This is a genomic window from Comamonas sp. MYb21 (assembly GCF_037479395.1).
Taxonomy (GTDB): Bacteria; Pseudomonadota; Gammaproteobacteria; order Burkholderiales; family Burkholderiaceae_C; genus Comamonas.
Window position 1 is genome coordinate 267,718 of sequence record NZ_JBBGZC010000006.1, and the last position, 16,271, is coordinate 283,988.

The window sequence follows — 16,271 nt, forward strand, 5'->3', positions numbered from 1 at the left end:
CCTTGAAAGGCCCGCCTGGGTCGGGTTTTCGTTTTACGGGCCGCATTCTATGCAGCCCAGCGGGGGGCGATCAGCCCAGGACTCAGTCCTTGTAATAGGCCTCGACCTTGCCCTTGAGCTTGATCAGCAGGGGCTTGCCCTTGCGGTCCACGGTCTTGCCGGCGGGCACCTTGACCCAGCCTTCGCTCACGCAGTATTCCTCGACATCCACCCGCTCGGTGCCGTTGAAGCGGATGCCGATGTCATGGTTGAAGACCTCGCGCACAAAGTGCGGGCTCTTGGGGTCGATGGACAGGTGGTCGGGCAGTTCGGGGCGGGCAGTGGTATCGGTCATGGTTGGTGCAGAAGAGAACGCGGCCCTGGGCCGCACAGGCCGCCATTGTCCACACTTTGGCGGCACCTCGCATGGTGGAGGGAAACGAGGGGAGATGGCAGGCAAGAGGCAGGCAAACCGCGCAGTTGGCTGACTTGGCAAGGCCCGCTGCTTGCCGCTACAGTGGTCGCCATGCCTTTGCTACTGACCGACGAGCAGCAGCGTTTGCTGCGCCGCGCCAAGCTCACCCCCTTGCTGCTGCTGCTGCTGGTGGCCTTGCTGTTCATCGTGGCCAGCTGGTGCCTGGGCCAGCCCTTTGCGCAGTCACGCCACTGGCAGCTGGCGCTGCGCTGCCTGCGCGCGATGACCGAAGCGGGCATGGTTGGCGCGCTGGCCGACTGGTTTGCGGTGGCCGCGCTCTTCAAGCACATCCCGATACCGTGGATCTCGCGGCACACGGCCATCATTCCGCGCAACAAGGACCGCATTGGCGAGAACCTGGCCGTCTTTGTGCGCGAGCGTTTTCTCGATGGCGACTCGCTGGTGCAACTGGTGCGCACGCACCAGCCGGCCGACAAACTGGCGCAGTGGCTCAAGTCGCCGGCCAATGCCGAGCTGCTGGGCCACCAGGTGGCGCGCCTGGCCGCCGCTGCGCTGGCCACGGTGCAGGATGCGCAGGTCGAGCGCTTTATCAAGCTGGCGCTGCGCACCTTGCTCGGCCAGATCGATCTGTCGCAGTCGCTGTCCAAGGTGCTGGCGGTGCTGACGCACAACGGCCGCCACCAGGTGCTGCTGGCGCAGGCGCTGGACAAGCTCGTCGAGCTGCTGCACGAGGCCGAGACCCGCGCCCTGATCGCGCAGACCATTGCGCATTGGCTCAAGACCGAGCACCCGCTCAAGGAAAAAATGCTGCCCACCGGCTGGCTCAGTGACAAGGGCTCGGCGATGATTGCCAGCAGCCTGGAGCACCTGCTCGACGCCATTGCCGACAACCCCAGCCATGTGCTGCGCGCCAAGTTTGACCAGACCATGCAGGAATGGGTGGAGCGCCTGGCCCAGGATCCTGCCTGGCATGCCAAGGGCGAAGAAGTGCGCCGCTACCTGCAGCATGACCCCGCTGTCGGCCAGTATGTGCAGGAGCTGTGGCAAAGCCTGCGCGCCAGCCTGCAGGCCGACCTGGCCAACGAGCATTCGGCGATGGCGCGCAATGTGCGCGGTATGGGCCTGTGGCTGGGCAAGTCGCTAGCGGGCGACTCGGCGCTGCGCACCGCGCTCAATACGCGCATGGAGCTGTGGGTGCGAGAGCTGGCGCCCGAGATTTCGCAGTTCTTCGGCACCCATATTGCCGACACCGTCAAGCGCTGGGATGCGCGCGAGCTGGGCGAGCTGATCGAGTGGAACATTGGCCGCGACTTGCAGTACATCCGCATCAATGGCACCTTGGTGGGCGGACTGATCGGCTTTGCGCTGTTCTGGCTGGGCTGGCTCGTGAACCACCTGGGCGCGGGCTCCGTGTAGGCAAAACCGCAACAGTGGGCGGCATCTATGCTTCACGCCGGCTTCACATTAGTCAACACTTCTTTATCGTTCTATATAATAAGAAGCATTCGCATTTGCTAAGCGTCAATCCACGTTCTTCGTTGCCCAGCCAGGTGGCGCCAGCCATCTCCATGCCGCACAGCCCGGCATGCACGCCAGGGCGGCCCAGGCTCAGCCCGTCCTGACCCTGCCGCGCCGCGACTGACAGCGCCAACCCCCGCGAATAACCGCTGGCCCCGCGCCTGCGCTTTTGCCTGCCCGTCACGAGCGAGCAGGTAGCGCTGCCGCATGCCATACCTTGATCTGAACCGGAGCTTTTCCATGACCGCCCGCCCCCTCTGTGCAGCCCTTGCTGCCCGCCCTTCCTTGCTGTTGCACGCCAGCCCATCGCCGCGCAGTGCCGTGCCCCATGCATGGCGCGCCACGGCGCTGGTGGCCGCTGCCCTGCTGGCTGCGGGCCCTGCGCTGGCGCAGACCGAGGCGGAGGCCGACAAGACCTTGTCGACCGTGGTGGTGACGGCCTCGGGCTTCGAGCAGGCGGTGGAAGATGCACCGGCCTCGATCACGGTGATTCCGCGCCAGGAGCTGGAGAAAAAGGCCTACCGCGATGTGACCGATGCGCTGCGTGATGTGCCCGGCGTGGTCATCACCGGTGGCGGCAGCTCCAGCGACATCAGCATCCGGGGCATGGCCTCGAACTACACGATGATCCTGGTGGACGGCAAGCCGCAAAACTCGCGCGAGACCCGCCCCAACAGCGATGGCGCCGGCATCGAGCAAGGCTGGCTGCCGCCGCTCAGCGCCATCGAGCGCATCGAGGTCGTGCGCGGCCCCATGTCCTCGCTCTACGGCTCGGACGCGATGGGTGGTGTGGTCAACATCATCACGCGCAAGGTGGCCAAGCAGTGGACGGGCACCCTGAGCGCCGAGACCACGCAGCAGGAGTCTTCATCGTCGGGCGATATCTACCAGAGCAATTTCTACCTGGCCGGCCCGATCAAGAGCGAGGTGCTGGGCCTGCAGATCTACGGCCAGAAATCGCGCCGCCTCGAAGACAAGTTTGTTGGCGGCTTCAATGAGCAGGACAGCAGCTCGGGCACCGCCAAGCTCACGCTCACCCCCAACAAGGACCACGACCTGGCGCTCGAAGTGGGCCGCACCCTGCAGGACCGCTATGCAACGGCCGGCAAGAGCGCGAGCCGCGCCTCCAGCTACTCGGACTATGCGCGCAACCACATTGCCCTCTCGCACACCGGGCGCTGGGGCTTTGGCACCTCGACGACCTACCTGCAGCACGAGGAGATCGACAACCCCGGCCGCCAGATGAACCTGAAGAACACCGAGTTCAACAGCCAGATCGTGCTGCCGATCGGCGAGCGCAACCTGACCACCTTGGGCCTGAGCTACAAGCATGAAAAGCTGATGGACAACGGCAACCAGATGAAGGTGGACAACCCGATCAACACGCTCAAGCGCTACCAGTGGGCGCTGTTTGCCGAGAACGAATGGAAGGTGACCGATGCGATTGCGCTGACCACCGGCCTGCGCATGAACCATGACCAGAACTACGGCACCGATTGGACGCCGCGCGTCTATGGCGTCTGGCATGCAACGCCCGAGTGGAGCGTCAAGGGCGGTATCTCGACCGGCTTCAAATCGCCCAGCCTGCGCGCTGCGGTGGCCGATTGGGGCCAGATCACCGGCGGCGGTGGCGACCCCGCCATCATCCGCGGCAACCCCAACCTCAAGCCCGAGAAAAGCACCAGCCAGGAGCTGGGCGTGATCTGGGACAACCGCCGCGATTTCACCGGCAGCCTGACCCTGTTCAACACCGACTTCAAGGACAAGATCACCGAGGTGCGCAGCTGTGAAGACACCGAGGGCGGCGGCCGCGCCATCGTCACCGGCAACTGCACGGTGCTGGGCACGCCCTACAAGTTCATCAGCGACCGCACCAATGTCGACAAGGCCAATATGCGCGGCGTGGAAGCGACTGCGACCTGGAAGGCCAGCGAGGCGCTGCGCCTGGCGGCCAACTACACCTTCACCCGTTCGGAGCAAAAGAGCGGCAACTTTGCCGGCCAGCCGCTCAACAAGATGCCCAAGCACATGCTCAACGCCACCCTGGACTGGCAGGGCACGGACAAGCTGGGCGTCTGGAGCCGCCTCAACTTCCGGGGCAAGAGCTCGGATTACCTCAGCCGCACCTCAATGGCCAAGGGCACGCCGTCCTTTACGTTCATGGACCTGGGCCTGAACTATGCCTACAGCAAGGATGTGCGTTTCAGCACCGGCATCTACAACCTGTTTGACAAGCGGGTCGATAGCGCCACCTATGACGCGGTCTATGACGGCCGCCGTTACTGGGCCAAGGTGACGGTGGGTTTCTAAGCTTGTAGCTTTTAAACCATAGCCAAGCGCTGGTGCCGCAGGATGGCGCCAGTGCTTGCAAACCCGCGCCATCCCTGGCTTTCACACAGCAGTCAGGCGGCGCGGCATGGTTGCGCCCGAAATAACTTTACAGTTGCGAAACTTCGCAAACCGTAACAATTCTTCATCAATCTCTATAATGAGAACTATTCGCATATAAACGTCTCGCGTCCCTCTTGCTGCCTATCGCGCGATAGCGCAGCCATGCCTTCCCGGGACGGCGCCCTGACAAGCGCCGTGACCGCAGACCTGCACAACAAGCGAAGCATCGCTGGCCCGCCGCCAGTGCCTGCGGGTGGTCTCCATCTGCTGGCGCCTGGGGCGCGCTGTTGTCTACCTGATTACCGATTTTTCCCATGTCCTCCTCTGCCCCGTTGGCAGCGGGTCGCGCGCCAGCACGGCCTCTGCGTCTTGATTTCCACCCACTGCCATCGGCGCCCCAGCGCCATGCACTGCGCGCCATCGCGGGCGTGGTGGCCGGCATGCTGGTCCATGGCGCAGCGGCCGCGCAGGCGGCCGATGCCACCGATGTTGCCGAGCAAGCTGCCAGCGACAAAACGCTGGGCACCGTGGTGGTGACAGCCGCAGGCTTTGAGCAGGAAGTGACCCAGGCGCCGGCCTCGATCACCGTGATTCCGCGCGAGAAGCTCGAGCAGGGCGCGTACAGCAACCTGCACGATGCGCTGCGCGATGTGCCCGGTGTCATCATGACGCCGTCGGACAATAACTCCAACGACATCAGCCTGCGTGGCATGGGTGCCAACTACACCTTGATCCTGGTCGATGGCAAGCGCATGAGCACGCGCGAGACGCAGACCAATGGCTCGACGGGGACCGACCAAAGCTGGGTGCCGCCGCTCGAGGCCATCGAACGCATCGAGGTGGTGCGCGGGCCCATGTCCTCGCTCTACGGCTCGGACGCGATGGGCGGCGTGGTCAACATCATCACGCGCAAGGTGGCCAAAAAGTGGCATGGCTCGCTGCGTGCCGATGCCACCTTGCAGGAGCGCTCCGCATCCGGCAATGCCTACCAGAGCAACTTCTACCTCTCGGGCCCGATCAAGGAAGAGCTGCTGGGCATCAGCCTCTACGGCAACTACAGCAAGCGCGACGAAGACCGCATCTACCAGGGCTACAACGACAGCGACACCAAGGCGCTCAACGCCCGCATTGCGCTCACGCCCAACAAGGACCACGACATCATTGCCGAGCTGGGATCGGCCAGGCAGCACTTCATCTCCACCCCGGGCAAGACCTTGCTGGAGACCGGCGAGCTGTCCGACCGCAAGTTCGAGCGCGAGAACTACTCGCTGCAGCACAAGGGCCGCTGGGGCTGGGCCTCGTCCGATACCTATGTGCAGCATGAGAAGACGCGCAATATCTCGCGCGAGATGACCATCAAGAATACGGTGGCCAACAGCAGCTGGGTGATTCCGGTGGGCGAGGCGCACATCGTCAGCACCGGCCTGTACTACAACCAGCAGGACCTGACCGACACCACCACCAACACCTTGCCCGGCAGCAACCGCACCACCGCCGACCGCACCCAGTACGCCTGGTTTGCCGAAGACGAATGGCGCCTGCGCGAGGACTTTGCGCTGACCGGTGGCCTGCGCTATGACCACGACAGCAAGGGCGGCTCGCAATGGAGCCCGCGCCTCTATGGCGTGTGGAACCTGAGCCCGCGCTGGACCGTCAAGGGCGGCGTCTCCACCGGCTTCCGCGCGCCATCCTTGCGCCAGACCCTGGGTGACTGGGGCCAGGCCAGCCGGGGCGGCAATATCTATGGCAACCCGGACCTGAAGCCGGAGAAATCGCTGTCCAAGGAAGTGGGCGTGCTCTACAACGATGGCGCTGGCCTGTCGGCAGGCCTGACGGTGTTTGACAACGACTTCCGCGACAAGATCACCCGCATTGCCTGCCCCGAATGCGGCCCCTTGAATGCGTCCGGCAACACGCCCACGACCAATATCAATATCGACAAGGCGGTGACGCGCGGCATCGAGGCAACGCTGACCATGCCGCTGGCGCGCAGCCTGGACCTGAACTCCAGCTACACCTTCACCAGGTCGGAGCAAAAGAGCGGTGAGTTTGCCGGCCAGCCGCTGTCACAGCTGCCGCGCCACATGCTCAATGTTGCGCTCGACTGGAAGCCGTCTGACCGCTGGAACGGCTGGACCAAGCTGTCCTACCGGGGCAAGGAAAGCCAGCCCACCGGCGGCCGCTCGGCCCGCACCTGGGTCGCTGGCAGCTATGCGATGTTCGATGTCGGCGGCTCGTTCCACTACAACAAGAACACCACCTTCTTTGCTGGTATCTACAACCTGTTCGACAAGGATGTGTACTACGAAGACTACGCCACCGTGCAGGACGGGCGCCGTTACTGGGTGGGCATGAACCTGAAGTTCTAAACCCACCGCGCGGCGTCCCGCATGCCTGCGGGCGCCGCCTCAACTTGATTGACATGCATTGGAGAAAGACATGACCCAGCCATTGACCACGGCCTGCTGGCGCGCCAGCGCCGCTGCCGCCCTCGCCACGTCGCTGTTTGCCGCACCTGCCGCCTTTGCGCAAGCCCCCAGCCCCAAGGCCCCGGCAACGATCACCGTGCAACACGCCAAGGGCAGCACGGTAGTGCCCTTGGCGCCCAAGCGGGTGGTGGTGTATGACCTGGCATCGCTCGACACGATGCAGGCGCTGAACCTGCCGGTGACCGCCTTGGCCAAGGCCAACTTCCCCAGCTATATGCAGGCCTATGCCGATGCGCGCTACCTGCCAGCGGGCACCCTGTTCGAGCCCGATTTTGATGCGCTCAGCCACATCCAGCCGGACCTGATCGTCGTGGCGGGCCGCAGCGCCGGCAAGTACGACATCCTGAGCAAGATTGCGCCGACCGTGGACCTGAGCGTCAACAACCAGCAGCTGCTGGCCGATATGCAGCGCAATGTGGTGGCGCTCGCATCGCTGTGGGGTAAAGAGGCCCAGGGCGAGCAGCTGATGCAGCGGGTGCGCGCCGAGGTGGACAGCACCCGCGCACTGGCCCAGCAGCAGGCACCCGGCCTCTTGGTGCTGGCCATCAGCACCATGATCAATGCCCAGCCACCCGGCGCACGCTTTGGCCTGCTGCACGATGTGCTGGGCGTCAAACCTGCGCTGCCCGCCGATGCCAGCAAGCCGCGCGGCGTGCCGATGAAGATGGAAGAGATCCGCCAGCTCAATCCCGCCTGGCTCTATGTGATCGACCGCAATGCCGGTACCGGCAGCACCACCGGCCGCGACGGCAAGCCCGTCGTCGCCAGCACCGAGCTGTTCAACAACGAGGCCATCCGCAACAGCGCTGCGGGCCAGCAGGGCCGGCTGGTGTTCCTGGATCCGCAGGTCTGGTACCTGCTGGGTGTGGCCGGCCCGCAGGCGATGCTGCAGACGACGGCGCAGCTCAAGCAGGTGTGGGGCCAACGCTGAGGAAGCGCGCATCCCGGGTGCCTGCCCCCGGCGGCTGACCCAGTGCCAGCGCGATGGGGCACGGGGGCACGGAAGCTTGCGCAACAAGGGATGCCATTGCATGCATCCCTTGTTGCGCGCTGTCAGGGTGCCGTTGCCAGCGCAAACCCCTCATCCAGCCAACCGGTGATGCCGCCGGCCATGATCTTGACGGGCCTGCCCAGCTGCGCCAGGCGCAAGGCGCCCCGGGCCGCGCCATTGCAGTGCGGGCCGGCGCAATAGGTCACAAACAGCGTATCGGCGGGCCAGGCCGCCAGCTTGCTCGCAACGATCTTGCCGTGCGGCAGATGCAGCGCGCCAGGGACATGGCCTTGCGCATACAGCGCGGCACTGCGCACATCGAGCAGCACAAAGTATCGTGCACATCCTAGCAGTCGGTCTCGAACGTGAAGGACCGGGAAAAATGCGCCACGGCATCGGCACTGGCGGCGGCGGGAATCTGGCTGACATAGCGGCTCATGAAGTACTCCTGGTAAACATGGCAGCGATTTTGCGGATCGACCCTGTTGTCTACAATTGGCGCAGAAGACATAAAGAGAAGGATTTGCGCCAATGTCTGCACGCTTGCTGGGCCCGCTGGTCGTAGCGCCGGTCTACAACGGTCTTTGCACCTTTGAGTTCTCGATGGTGGCCGAGGTGTTTGGCCTGGAGCGGCCCGAGATGGGTGAGGGCTGGTACCGTTTTGCGAGCGTGGCCGTGGAGCCGGGCCCGTTGCGGGCCCAGGGGGGCTTGCTGGTGCAGGCCAGTGCCGACCTGGCCTTGCTGGAGCAGGCGGACCTGATCGTGGTGCCCGGCTGGCGCGGCATGGACGAGCCGGTCCCGCCCGCGCTTCAACAAGCCCTGCGGCGCGCGGCGCAGCGCGGGGCCACCCTGGCATCGATATGCTCGGGCGCGTTTGTGCTGGCCGCCGCCGGCTTGCTCGACGGGCGCCGTGCCGCCACCCACTGGCGCTACGCCCAGGCGCTGGCGCAGCGCTACCCGGCCATCGACGTGGATGCCCAGGTGCTGTACGTGCAGGATGGGCGCATCTTTACCTCGGCGGGCAGCGCGGCGGGCCTCGACCTGATGCTGCATCTGGTGCGCTGCGATTTTGGCGTGCAGGCGGCCAACAGCGTGGCGCGGCGCCTGGTGGTTGCTGCGCACCGCAGCGGTGGGCAGGCGCAGTTCATCGAGCAGCCGCTGGTGGCCGATACATCGGGCAAGCTGGCGCAGCTGCTGGACCAGGTACGCGCCGATCTGCGGCGGGACTGGACGGTGGCCGCGATGGCCGAGGTGCTGGCGATGAGCCGGCGCACCTTTTTGCGCCGTTTCACGGCAGGCACCGGCATGGCGCCCAGTGCCTGGCTGGCACAGGCGCGGATGGAGGAAGTGCGGCGTTTGCTGGAGAGCACCAACCTGCGTGTGGAGCAGATTGCCGACCAGGCAGGCTACCGCAGCGTGCAGGTGCTGCGCGACCAGTTCAAGCGCAGCCTGGGGGTGTCCCCCAGGGCATACCGCGCATCATTCACCGCGCCCTAGCGCCCCAGCCCGCCGCTACAGCGAGCCGGGCAGGGAGCAGGTCTCAGCGCCCGTGCAGCTGCACCGCCTGGCTGGCGGCCAGTGCGGCGATGTCCTCGCTGCTGTAGCCCAGCTCCTGCAGCACCTCGGCGGTGTGCTCGCCATACTGCGGCGCGCCGCGCCGCGTGACGCCATTGCCGTGCGAGAACTTGATCGGCAGGCCCAGGGCCTGCACCTGGCCGGCGACGGGGTGGTCGACCTCGATCACCATGTCGCGCGCCAGCGTCTGCGGGTCTTCCAGCATGTCCTTGATCTTGCGCACCGGGCCGGCAGGCACGCCGGCCTGCTCGAACTTCTCGACCCAGTAGTCAGTGGTGTTGCTGCGCATGGCCTCGGTGATGATGGATATCAGCAGATCGCGGTGGGCCATGCGCTCGCGGTTGCTGGCAAAGCGCTCGTCTTCGAGCAGGTGCTCGAGCTGCAGCACGCGCGTCATGCCGACCCAGGTGGCCTGGCTCACCGCGCCGATATTGATCCAGCCGTCCTGCGTCGGTATCGCCTGGTAGGGCGCGGCCACCGGGTGGGCCGAGCCCATGGGGCCCGCCGACTCACCGGTGGCAAAGGCCATCGCCACCTGCCAGTAGGTGTGGACCAGCGAGGCCTCGTACAGCGAGGTGTCGACATACTGGCCTTCGCCGGTGCGCAGCCGCTCGATGTAGGCGGCCAGCACGCCGGTCGAGGCCAGGATGCCGGCGGTCACATCACCAATCGGCACGCCGACCTTGACGGGCGGGCGGCCCGGACCTTCGCCCGTCAGGCTCATGATGCCGGACATGCCCTGCGCAATCAGGTCGTAGCCTGCGCGCTTGGCATAGGGCCCGTTGAGGCCAAAACCGGTGATCTTGCAGTAGATCAGGCCGGGGTTGCTGGCGCGCAGCACGTCGTAGCCCAGGCCGAGTTTTTCCATTGTGCCGGGGCGGAAGTTCTCGATCACCACATCGGCCTTGTCGATGAGGCGGCGCACCACCTGCAGGCCATCGGGGTGCTTGAGGTCGACCGCAATACCGCGCTTGTTGCGGTTGACGATCATGAAGGTGGCGGACTCGCCCTGGATCTCGGGCGGGATCGCGCGGCGGGTGTCGTCGCCGCCGGGCAGGCGCTCGACCTTGACCACCTCGGCGCCCATGTCGGCCAGCAGCAAGCCGCCAACAGGCCCTGCCATGACATTGGTGAGCTCAACAACAACGAGGCCCGACAGCGGGCCTGTGCGCGGGGAAGGGGATGGCTGCATGAACGCTGTTACTTTCCTGTGAATACCGGCTTGCGCTTGTCCAAAAAGGCGCGGTAGCCTTCGATGAAATCCTGCGTGTCAAAGCAGGCGTAGCCCTCTTGCTGGTCGGCATCCGTCAAGGGTGTACCGCTTTGCAGCCGGGCGATGAATTTCTTGTGCCAGCGTGCTGACAGCGGCGCCAGATTGCTGATGCGGGCGATGGTCTGGGCCAGCTCCTCGTCCCAGGCAGCTTGGGGCACCACGCGGGTCACCAGGCCTTTGCTGAGGGCCTCTTGGGCATCGAGCAGGCGGCCTTCGAGCAGCAGCTCCAGCGTCACCTGGGGGCCTGCGACATGCAGCAGTGCCTCGAGCTCCGGGTAGGCGAGCACACCGCCCAAGCGGCCAATCGGAATGCCAAAGCGGGCGTCATCACTGGCCAGGCGCAGGTCGCAGCAGGCCGCCAGCTCCAGCCCACCGCCGACGCAGGCGCCACGGATCGCTGCCAAGGTGGGGATGGGGCAGTGGCGCAGCAGGGCCATGGCCCGATGCGCCTGCTGGGCAAAGGCAATGCCCTTTTCCTTGGACGAGCGCAGCGCTTCGAACTCGTCGATATCAGCGCCACTGCCAAAGGCCTGGGTGCCTGCGCCGCGCAGCACGATGCAGCGCAGATCGCTGTCCTGCACCAGCACCTCCAGCTGCTCGGCCAGGCTGATCCACATCTGGTGGCTGATGGCATTGCGTTTGGCCACGTTGTCGATCAACAAGGTGGCGACATGGCCGTCGCGGCTAAGGGTGATCTGTCCACTCATGGGCTGGCTTTGTCAAAGGGTGATGGAAAAAGGCGCGCCAGTTTGCGCGCCGCTGGCGTTGAACGGGTGTTAGCCCCTGTCAGAACGCGGGGACGATGGAGCCCTGGAACTCCTTGTCGATGAACTGGCGCACCTCGTCCGAATGGTAGGCCTTGACCAGGCGTGCCACCCAGGGCTTGTCCTTGTCAGCCTGGCGCACGGCAATCAGGTTGGTGTAGGGCGACTTGGCCGACTCGCGGGCAATGGCGTCCTTGGTGGGGTTGAGCTTGGCGGCAATCGCATAGCTGGTGTTGATGACGGCGGCATCGAGGTCATTGAGCGCATGCACCAGCTGGGCGGCATCGAGCTCGCGCAGGCGCAGCTTCTTGGGGTTGTCAACAACATCCAGCGGCGTGGCCTTGATGCCGGCCGAGGCGCGCAGCTTGATGAGGCCGTGCTCCTGCAGCAGCAGCAGCGCGCGGCCACCATTGGTGGGGTCGTTGGGCAGACCGATCTGCGCGCCGGCGGGCAGGTCGGCCAGCGACTTCACCTTCTTGGAGTACAGCGCAATCGGCAGCACCACGGTGTTGGCCGCTGCCACCAGCTTGTAGCCCCGGTCCTTGACCTGCTGGTCCAGATAGGGGTGGTGCTGGTAGGCATTGGCATCGAGATCGCCAGCGACCAGTGCGGCATTGGGCTGGATGAAGTCGCTGAACTCGATCACCTGGATGCTGAGGCCCTCTTTGGCGGCCGCTTGTTTGACGGCCTCGGCAATCTGCGCATGGGGGCCCGCCGTTACACCCAGCTTGAGGGGCTTGTCCTGCGCAAAGGCAGGCGCGGCAAAGGCGGCAGAAACCGCCAGCAGGGCGGCGAGGGTGAAATGGCGCTTGAGCATGAAAGGCAGTCAGGGACAAGTAGACGGGCCCACATGCTACGTTCGATCGCTCAGATTAAAAAATAATATTATCGAATAACCAAAGACGCCATTCGCTATATGGAGCGGCTTAGTCGTCTGTCGGATCCGCAGGTTCTGGAGCCTGATCGCCGCCCGATGCCAGGTGCTGGCCGATCTGCATCCAGGCCTGGGCCGCTTCGGCATCGCCGGCAAAGTGGTGGCAACTGGCCGCAGCCATCGCGATGCGGGCATTGCGCGGGTCCAGGTCAAAGGCCAGCTCGTTCTGGGCGGCCGCGTTTTGCCACATCACCGTGGCATTGGGCGAGCCTTCCTTGTGCAAGGCATGGGCCTCGGCCATCCAGGCCTGGGCCAGGCGCAGCGCGGCTTCGGGCTGGTTGCGGTCGGCCTGGTGGGCGCGGTAAAAGGCCTGGCCCGCCTGCTGCCACAGCGCGCGGGCGGCAGCGAAATCGGTGGTGGCAATCTTTTGTGCCTCGGCAACGAACTGGTTGCCGGTGGCGAGGTGGTGGCTGTAGCTGTCTGCGGTCATGGGGCTGCGATGGTAGCAGCGATGGCAAGGGCTTGCAGGCGGCCCAGCACTTGCCACCGCGCGGACGGTTTAGCTGTGCGAAATACGCGTTCCGAGCAAGGCCAGGAACTGCGCCAGCCACTGCGGGTGGGCAGGCCAGGCGGGGGCGCTCACCAGATTGCCGTCGGTATGGGCCTGGTCCACCGCAATATCGGCATAGCTGCCGCCGGCCAGCACCACCTCGGCCTTGCAGGCCGGGTAGGCCGAGCAGGTGCGGCCTTGGAGCACACCGGCGCCCGCCAGCAGCTGCGCACCATGGCATACCGCTGCAACGGGCTTGTTGGCCGTGAAGAAATGGCGCACGGCAGCCAGCACCGCTTCGTTGTTGCGCAGGTACTCGGGGCCGCGGCCGCCGGGGATCACCAGCGCGTCATAGTCCTCTGCCTTGACGTCGGCAAAGCTCGCGTTCAGCGTGAAGTTGTGGCCGGGCTTTTCGCTGTAGGTCTGCGCACCTTCAAAGTCATGGATCGCCGTCTTGATATGGTCGCCGGCCTTTTTGTCCGGGCAGACCGCATGCACCTGGTGGCCCACGGCCAGCAAGGTCTGGAAGGGCACCATGGTTTCGTAGTCCTCGCAGTAGTCACCACAGATCATCAGAATTTTCTTGGCCGGCATAGGGTCTCCAAAGGTTGGGTTCAGGCGGGTCTGCCTGCGCCATTGTGGGCCGGGTGGGCCCGGATGCCAAGGGCGGCGCGCGGGCAAAAAAAACCCTGCTAGTGGAGCAGGGTGGCAAAAGATGGCTTGGAGCCATCGCATGCTGTGGCGTTCATGGATACAGGCCACATCTTGGGCGCAGCGCAGGCGCTACGGGCTTCTCCTCTCGGAAAAATCAGAACTTGTAGGTGACGTAGAGGAACGGGATGATCGGGTCCAGCGTCAGGCGGGTCTGCGATACCGCCACCTTGTTGCCATTGACCGTCGTGGTCAGCTTGGCATCGGTCTTCATCGGCACATAGGACACCGAGAAGGTAATGCCCCAGTTTTTGTCGATCGCGTAGTTGGCACCGATGTTGAAGACCGGCGCCCACTGGCTGTCGATCTTGGCGGTGGTCTTGGCAACCCCTGGAGGCGCGCCGATCACACTGCCCAGCGTGTTTTGCAAGCCGCTGGTCAGCCGCACATTGCGGAACTGCGAATAGGTGACACCCAGGCCCAGCGAGACGCGGAACTTGTCATCGGCATTGCCAAAGAAGTACTTGCCCAGCAACGAAGGTGCATACAGACGCGCATTACCCAGCTCACCAATGGGCTCCAGGGTGCCGGCGCCATGGAGCTTGAGACGTGGCGGAATGCCCAGCACGCCTTCGACTGCCCAGTTGTCGGTCAGGAAGTAGTGCACATTCAGGCCCAAGGTGGTGGCGCTCTTGAGATCGGCGCCCGAGCCAGGGATCTGGCGCTCAAAGGGCTCGACAAAGGTCAGCGGCTTGCTCTTGTCCTGGGGCGAGTAATTGAGCGCCCCGGCCCCTAACACCCAGTCGCCTGCCTTTTGGGCGTAAGCGCTGCTTGCGAGCAAGGCGGTGGCCGCCAGCCACATCCATTTCTTGGCTTGTTTCATTGCTTTGTCTCCTTGGGTTGCTGTTTGAACGATCGTCAAATCTGGCTTGTCTCGAAGACAGAGCATAGGAAGCCTGGCAGGCCATGTCGACAGGGTAAGCGCTGAATTTCAGCAAAAAAAGCACACTCGTTCTAATTTATGCCGATCTGGGGAAAATGCAGATGGGAAAGGGTGGGAGTTTGTTGTAAAAGCACACCTTTTTTACAGGTGCGGGTTCTCCGTAAGATTTGAATTTTTCTCCCTGAAGTTTGAACTCGGAGACGCCTCGGATCAGCCGGAGGGGGGTACCGGGCAACTGCCAGCCTGTCGCCGGCCCGTGAAGCTTCTGGGCAGGCCGCTGGGGTGCCTAGGCAAATTGGCGGTAGGATGCCGGCTAACGGCCAGGAGCAGACGGTGGCTGCGAGAAAAAGCGGACGCTCAACGTTTGAGTTAACCGGCCTGCGGACGCGAGCACCGTAACGGGTCCGGTTGAACGAGCGGTTAGGTCGCTACGCGAGGCGGCTAGGTAGCGCGAGCACGGCTTTCCCGAGCAACCACGACAGCACGACCTGTTTTGTAGAACCGCTCCAACATGGCGCGAATCTCAGCGGTCTGAACACCCCGTGTCCCTATCCAACCTTCGTTGACGAAGGCGGTGAACTGTGAGTTGGTCATGTATCGCGGTGCATTGTTGAAAGTGATCTTTGACCCGCCCTTAGAGCCAACTGGCCCATTTGGACCAACGAGAAAGCGCATGTACTCCCGCGACACATACATGCCTTTGATCAGTTCCCCCGAGGCAGGTTTGAGCCCCTTCTGCGGGACGAGCTTTAGCATGAAGCCGTCATCGTTCAACCGGAACTGCTCGTGAGTCGATATTGAGCCGGTCCTCCTGTAAGTGGCGCTGAACTCATCCATTGATGCCAGTTCCGAACGCAATTGAGCATCCGGTCGATACAGCATCTCATCACCTTCTTCGCGCATCAGCTTGTACTGAACAAGGACGAACAGCTGAAAATCCTCGTTGTAGTACAGAAGATCGACTCCGAGGGTGTGTTCCAAGTCGTTGCGGTTCGCGTAGATCACCTCTAGTCGTCGTTCTCCAGACTCAAAAACGCTCACGCCAGCTTGGTGCATTGGCGTCATTCCTGGCCAATTGAACAGGTCGTGTTGAATCGCGGCTTCCTCTTGGATATATTGCTGCGGAATTCCTTCGATAAACGATGAAATAGCGCCGGGCCGCGACACAAATCTTGCCGTTTTTTCGCCCTTGTCGACTTCTGTAAGCTGTTCCTCGTCAGGCGCCCATTCGCCGAGCACGCGGTCGCGGAGCTTGTTGGAGCCTGAAAAGATGTCAAGCGCAATACCAAGTGCGTCTCGCTCTTGAAGGAGAATTTCTGCGGCCTCGCCGAATATTCTGTATCCAGCGAACTGAAGTAATGCAACCAAGCGATCAATTTCGGTAGCGATATCCGGCCGTTCGAGTTTGATCGCATCCAGCAGCAGAGCCCAAGTGGCTGGTGGGAATATTCCTCCAACTCCCCTAGAAACCCGGATAAAGTGTCTCTGAATCTGTTGGGAGAGGTGAGCTTCTATTGCTGCGATCAGGATTCCGTTCAGGCTTACTATGCTTGAGAACTCAATCCGATTCTTTGACGTGACAACCTGATTGCGCTTTCGCGCAAGGCAAATGAAATCGATTGTTTCTTCGGAGAACGACAGCAGAGCAATCGCTGCGTCGCCAAGAGCCCAGTCTCTGACGCTCAGGGCGTCGGTGAAAGGCGAGAAGTCACCTTCGACTCGCTCTCGCAGGAGCTCAGCGCGTCGGTCTTCATCGAAGCGAATGAGCATTCCAGTGATGGGGCTTGGCATTTGGCGGATGAGTCGCGTTGCGGTGAGTTCAGCGGGCTAACGTTGA

13 protein-coding genes and 1 pseudogene are annotated in these 16,271 nt (G+C 63.6%); 5 read left to right on the plus strand and 9 right to left on the minus strand.

All coding sequences use genetic code 11. From position 1 onward, the window contains the following. Positions 1–82: 82 nt before the first annotated feature. On the minus strand, positions 83–334 hold the full coding sequence (locus tag WH367_RS11080; RefSeq protein ID WP_133858265.1) for a DUF3297 family protein: 252 nt from the start codon (positions 332–334) through the stop codon (positions 83–85). 171 nt (positions 335–505) lie between these two features. Here WH367_RS11080 and WH367_RS11085 point away from each other — a divergent pair, with 171 nt between their 5' ends. The 4 genes from WH367_RS11085 (at position 506) to WH367_RS11100 (ending at position 7,744) form a co-directional block, all read left to right on the plus strand. Beyond that, positions 506–1,831 (plus strand): DUF445 domain-containing protein, encoded by a 1,326-nt coding sequence (locus WH367_RS11085; protein ID WP_339536058.1) that lies wholly within the window; start codon positions 506–508, stop codon positions 1,829–1,831. Positions 1,832–2,173: 342 nt separating this feature from the next. Beyond that, complete coding sequence (locus WH367_RS11090) at positions 2,174–4,243, plus strand: ligand-gated channel protein (protein WP_339536060.1); 2,070 nt, start codon at positions 2,174–2,176, stop codon at positions 4,241–4,243. A 395-nt stretch (positions 4,244–4,638) separates the two neighbouring features. Beyond that, positions 4,639–6,693, plus strand: coding sequence for a ligand-gated channel protein (locus WH367_RS11095; protein ID WP_339536062.1), 2,055 nt, complete (start codon positions 4,639–4,641; stop codon positions 6,691–6,693). A 70-nt stretch (positions 6,694–6,763) separates the two neighbouring features. Beyond that, complete coding sequence (locus WH367_RS11100; protein ID WP_339536064.1) at positions 6,764–7,744, plus strand: siderophore ABC transporter substrate-binding protein; 981 nt, start codon at positions 6,764–6,766, stop codon at positions 7,742–7,744. 122 nt (positions 7,745–7,866) lie between these two features. Here the strand turns inward: WH367_RS11100 and WH367_RS11105 are convergent. Further along, positions 7,867–8,243: pseudogene (locus tag WH367_RS11105) on the minus strand (rhodanese-like domain-containing protein). 92 nt (positions 8,244–8,335) lie between these two features. Between WH367_RS11105 and ftrA the strand changes: the two are divergent. After that, positions 8,336–9,301 (plus strand): transcriptional regulator FtrA, encoded by a 966-nt coding sequence (gene ftrA / locus WH367_RS11110; protein WP_339536065.1) that lies wholly within the window; start codon positions 8,336–8,338, stop codon positions 9,299–9,301. A 43-nt stretch (positions 9,302–9,344) separates the two neighbouring features. Here the strand turns inward: ftrA and WH367_RS11115 are convergent, their stop codons facing one another. From WH367_RS11115 to WH367_RS11145, 7 genes are all read right to left on the minus strand, one after another. Continuing rightward, the gene (locus WH367_RS11115; protein WP_339536067.1) at positions 9,345–10,571 is read right to left on the minus strand and encodes a CaiB/BaiF CoA transferase family protein; all 1,227 of its coding nucleotides are present in this window, start codon (positions 10,569–10,571) and stop codon (positions 9,345–9,347) included. 8 nt (positions 10,572–10,579) lie between these two features. Next, positions 10,580–11,359 (minus strand): enoyl-CoA hydratase-related protein, encoded by a 780-nt coding sequence (locus WH367_RS11120; protein WP_339536069.1) that lies wholly within the window; start codon positions 11,357–11,359, stop codon positions 10,580–10,582. A gap of 79 nt (positions 11,360–11,438) precedes the next feature. Beyond that, complete coding sequence (locus WH367_RS11125) at positions 11,439–12,233, minus strand: MetQ/NlpA family ABC transporter substrate-binding protein (RefSeq protein ID WP_021025977.1); 795 nt, start codon at positions 12,231–12,233, stop codon at positions 11,439–11,441. A gap of 109 nt (positions 12,234–12,342) precedes the next feature. Continuing rightward, complete coding sequence (locus WH367_RS11130; RefSeq protein ID WP_339536072.1) at positions 12,343–12,780, minus strand: hypothetical protein; 438 nt, start codon at positions 12,778–12,780, stop codon at positions 12,343–12,345. A 69-nt stretch (positions 12,781–12,849) separates the two neighbouring features. After that, a complete protein-coding gene (locus WH367_RS11135) occupies positions 12,850–13,434 on the minus strand; it encodes a DJ-1/PfpI family protein (protein WP_339536074.1) in 585 nt (194 codons plus the stop codon). A 214-nt stretch (positions 13,435–13,648) separates the two neighbouring features. Continuing rightward, the gene (locus WH367_RS11140) at positions 13,649–14,374 is read right to left on the minus strand and encodes an OmpW/AlkL family protein (protein WP_027010678.1); all 726 of its coding nucleotides are present in this window, start codon (positions 14,372–14,374) and stop codon (positions 13,649–13,651) included. Between the two features lie 501 nt (positions 14,375–14,875). Further along, a complete protein-coding gene (locus tag WH367_RS11145; protein ID WP_339536076.1) occupies positions 14,876–16,225 on the minus strand; it encodes a hypothetical protein in 1,350 nt (449 codons plus the stop codon). Between the last annotated feature and the right edge of the window lie 46 nt (positions 16,226–16,271).

Bases quoted from the DNA above. Each gene is read 5' to 3' on its own strand.
- WH367_RS11080 (WP_133858265.1), bottom strand. From the start codon at position 334: ATGACCGATACCACTGCCCGCCCCGAACTGCCCGACCACCTGTCCATC.
- WH367_RS11085 (WP_339536058.1), top strand. From the start codon at position 506: ATGCCTTTGCTACTGACCGACGAGCAGCAGCGTTTGCTGCGCCGCGCC.
- WH367_RS11090 (WP_339536060.1), top strand. From the start codon at position 2,174: ATGACCGCCCGCCCCCTCTGTGCAGCCCTTGCTGCCCGCCCTTCCTTG.
- WH367_RS11095 (WP_339536062.1), top strand. From the start codon at position 4,639: ATGTCCTCCTCTGCCCCGTTGGCAGCGGGTCGCGCGCCAGCACGGCCT.
- WH367_RS11100 (WP_339536064.1), top strand. From the start codon at position 6,764: ATGACCCAGCCATTGACCACGGCCTGCTGGCGCGCCAGCGCCGCTGCC.
- ftrA (WP_339536065.1), top strand. From the start codon at position 8,336: ATGTCTGCACGCTTGCTGGGCCCGCTGGTCGTAGCGCCGGTCTACAAC.
- WH367_RS11115 (WP_339536067.1), bottom strand. From the start codon at position 10,571: ATGCAGCCATCCCCTTCCCCGCGCACAGGCCCGCTGTCGGGCCTCGTT.
- WH367_RS11120 (WP_339536069.1), bottom strand. From the start codon at position 11,359: ATGAGTGGACAGATCACCCTTAGCCGCGACGGCCATGTCGCCACCTTG.
- WH367_RS11125 (WP_021025977.1), bottom strand. From the start codon at position 12,233: ATGCTCAAGCGCCATTTCACCCTCGCCGCCCTGCTGGCGGTTTCTGCC.
- WH367_RS11130 (WP_339536072.1), bottom strand. From the start codon at position 12,780: ATGACCGCAGACAGCTACAGCCACCACCTCGCCACCGGCAACCAGTTC.
- WH367_RS11135 (WP_339536074.1), bottom strand. From the start codon at position 13,434: ATGCCGGCCAAGAAAATTCTGATGATCTGTGGTGACTACTGCGAGGAC.
- WH367_RS11140 (WP_027010678.1), bottom strand. From the start codon at position 14,374: ATGAAACAAGCCAAGAAATGGATGTGGCTGGCGGCCACCGCCTTGCTC.
- WH367_RS11145 (WP_339536076.1), bottom strand. From the start codon at position 16,225: ATGCCAAGCCCCATCACTGGAATGCTCATTCGCTTCGATGAAGACCGA.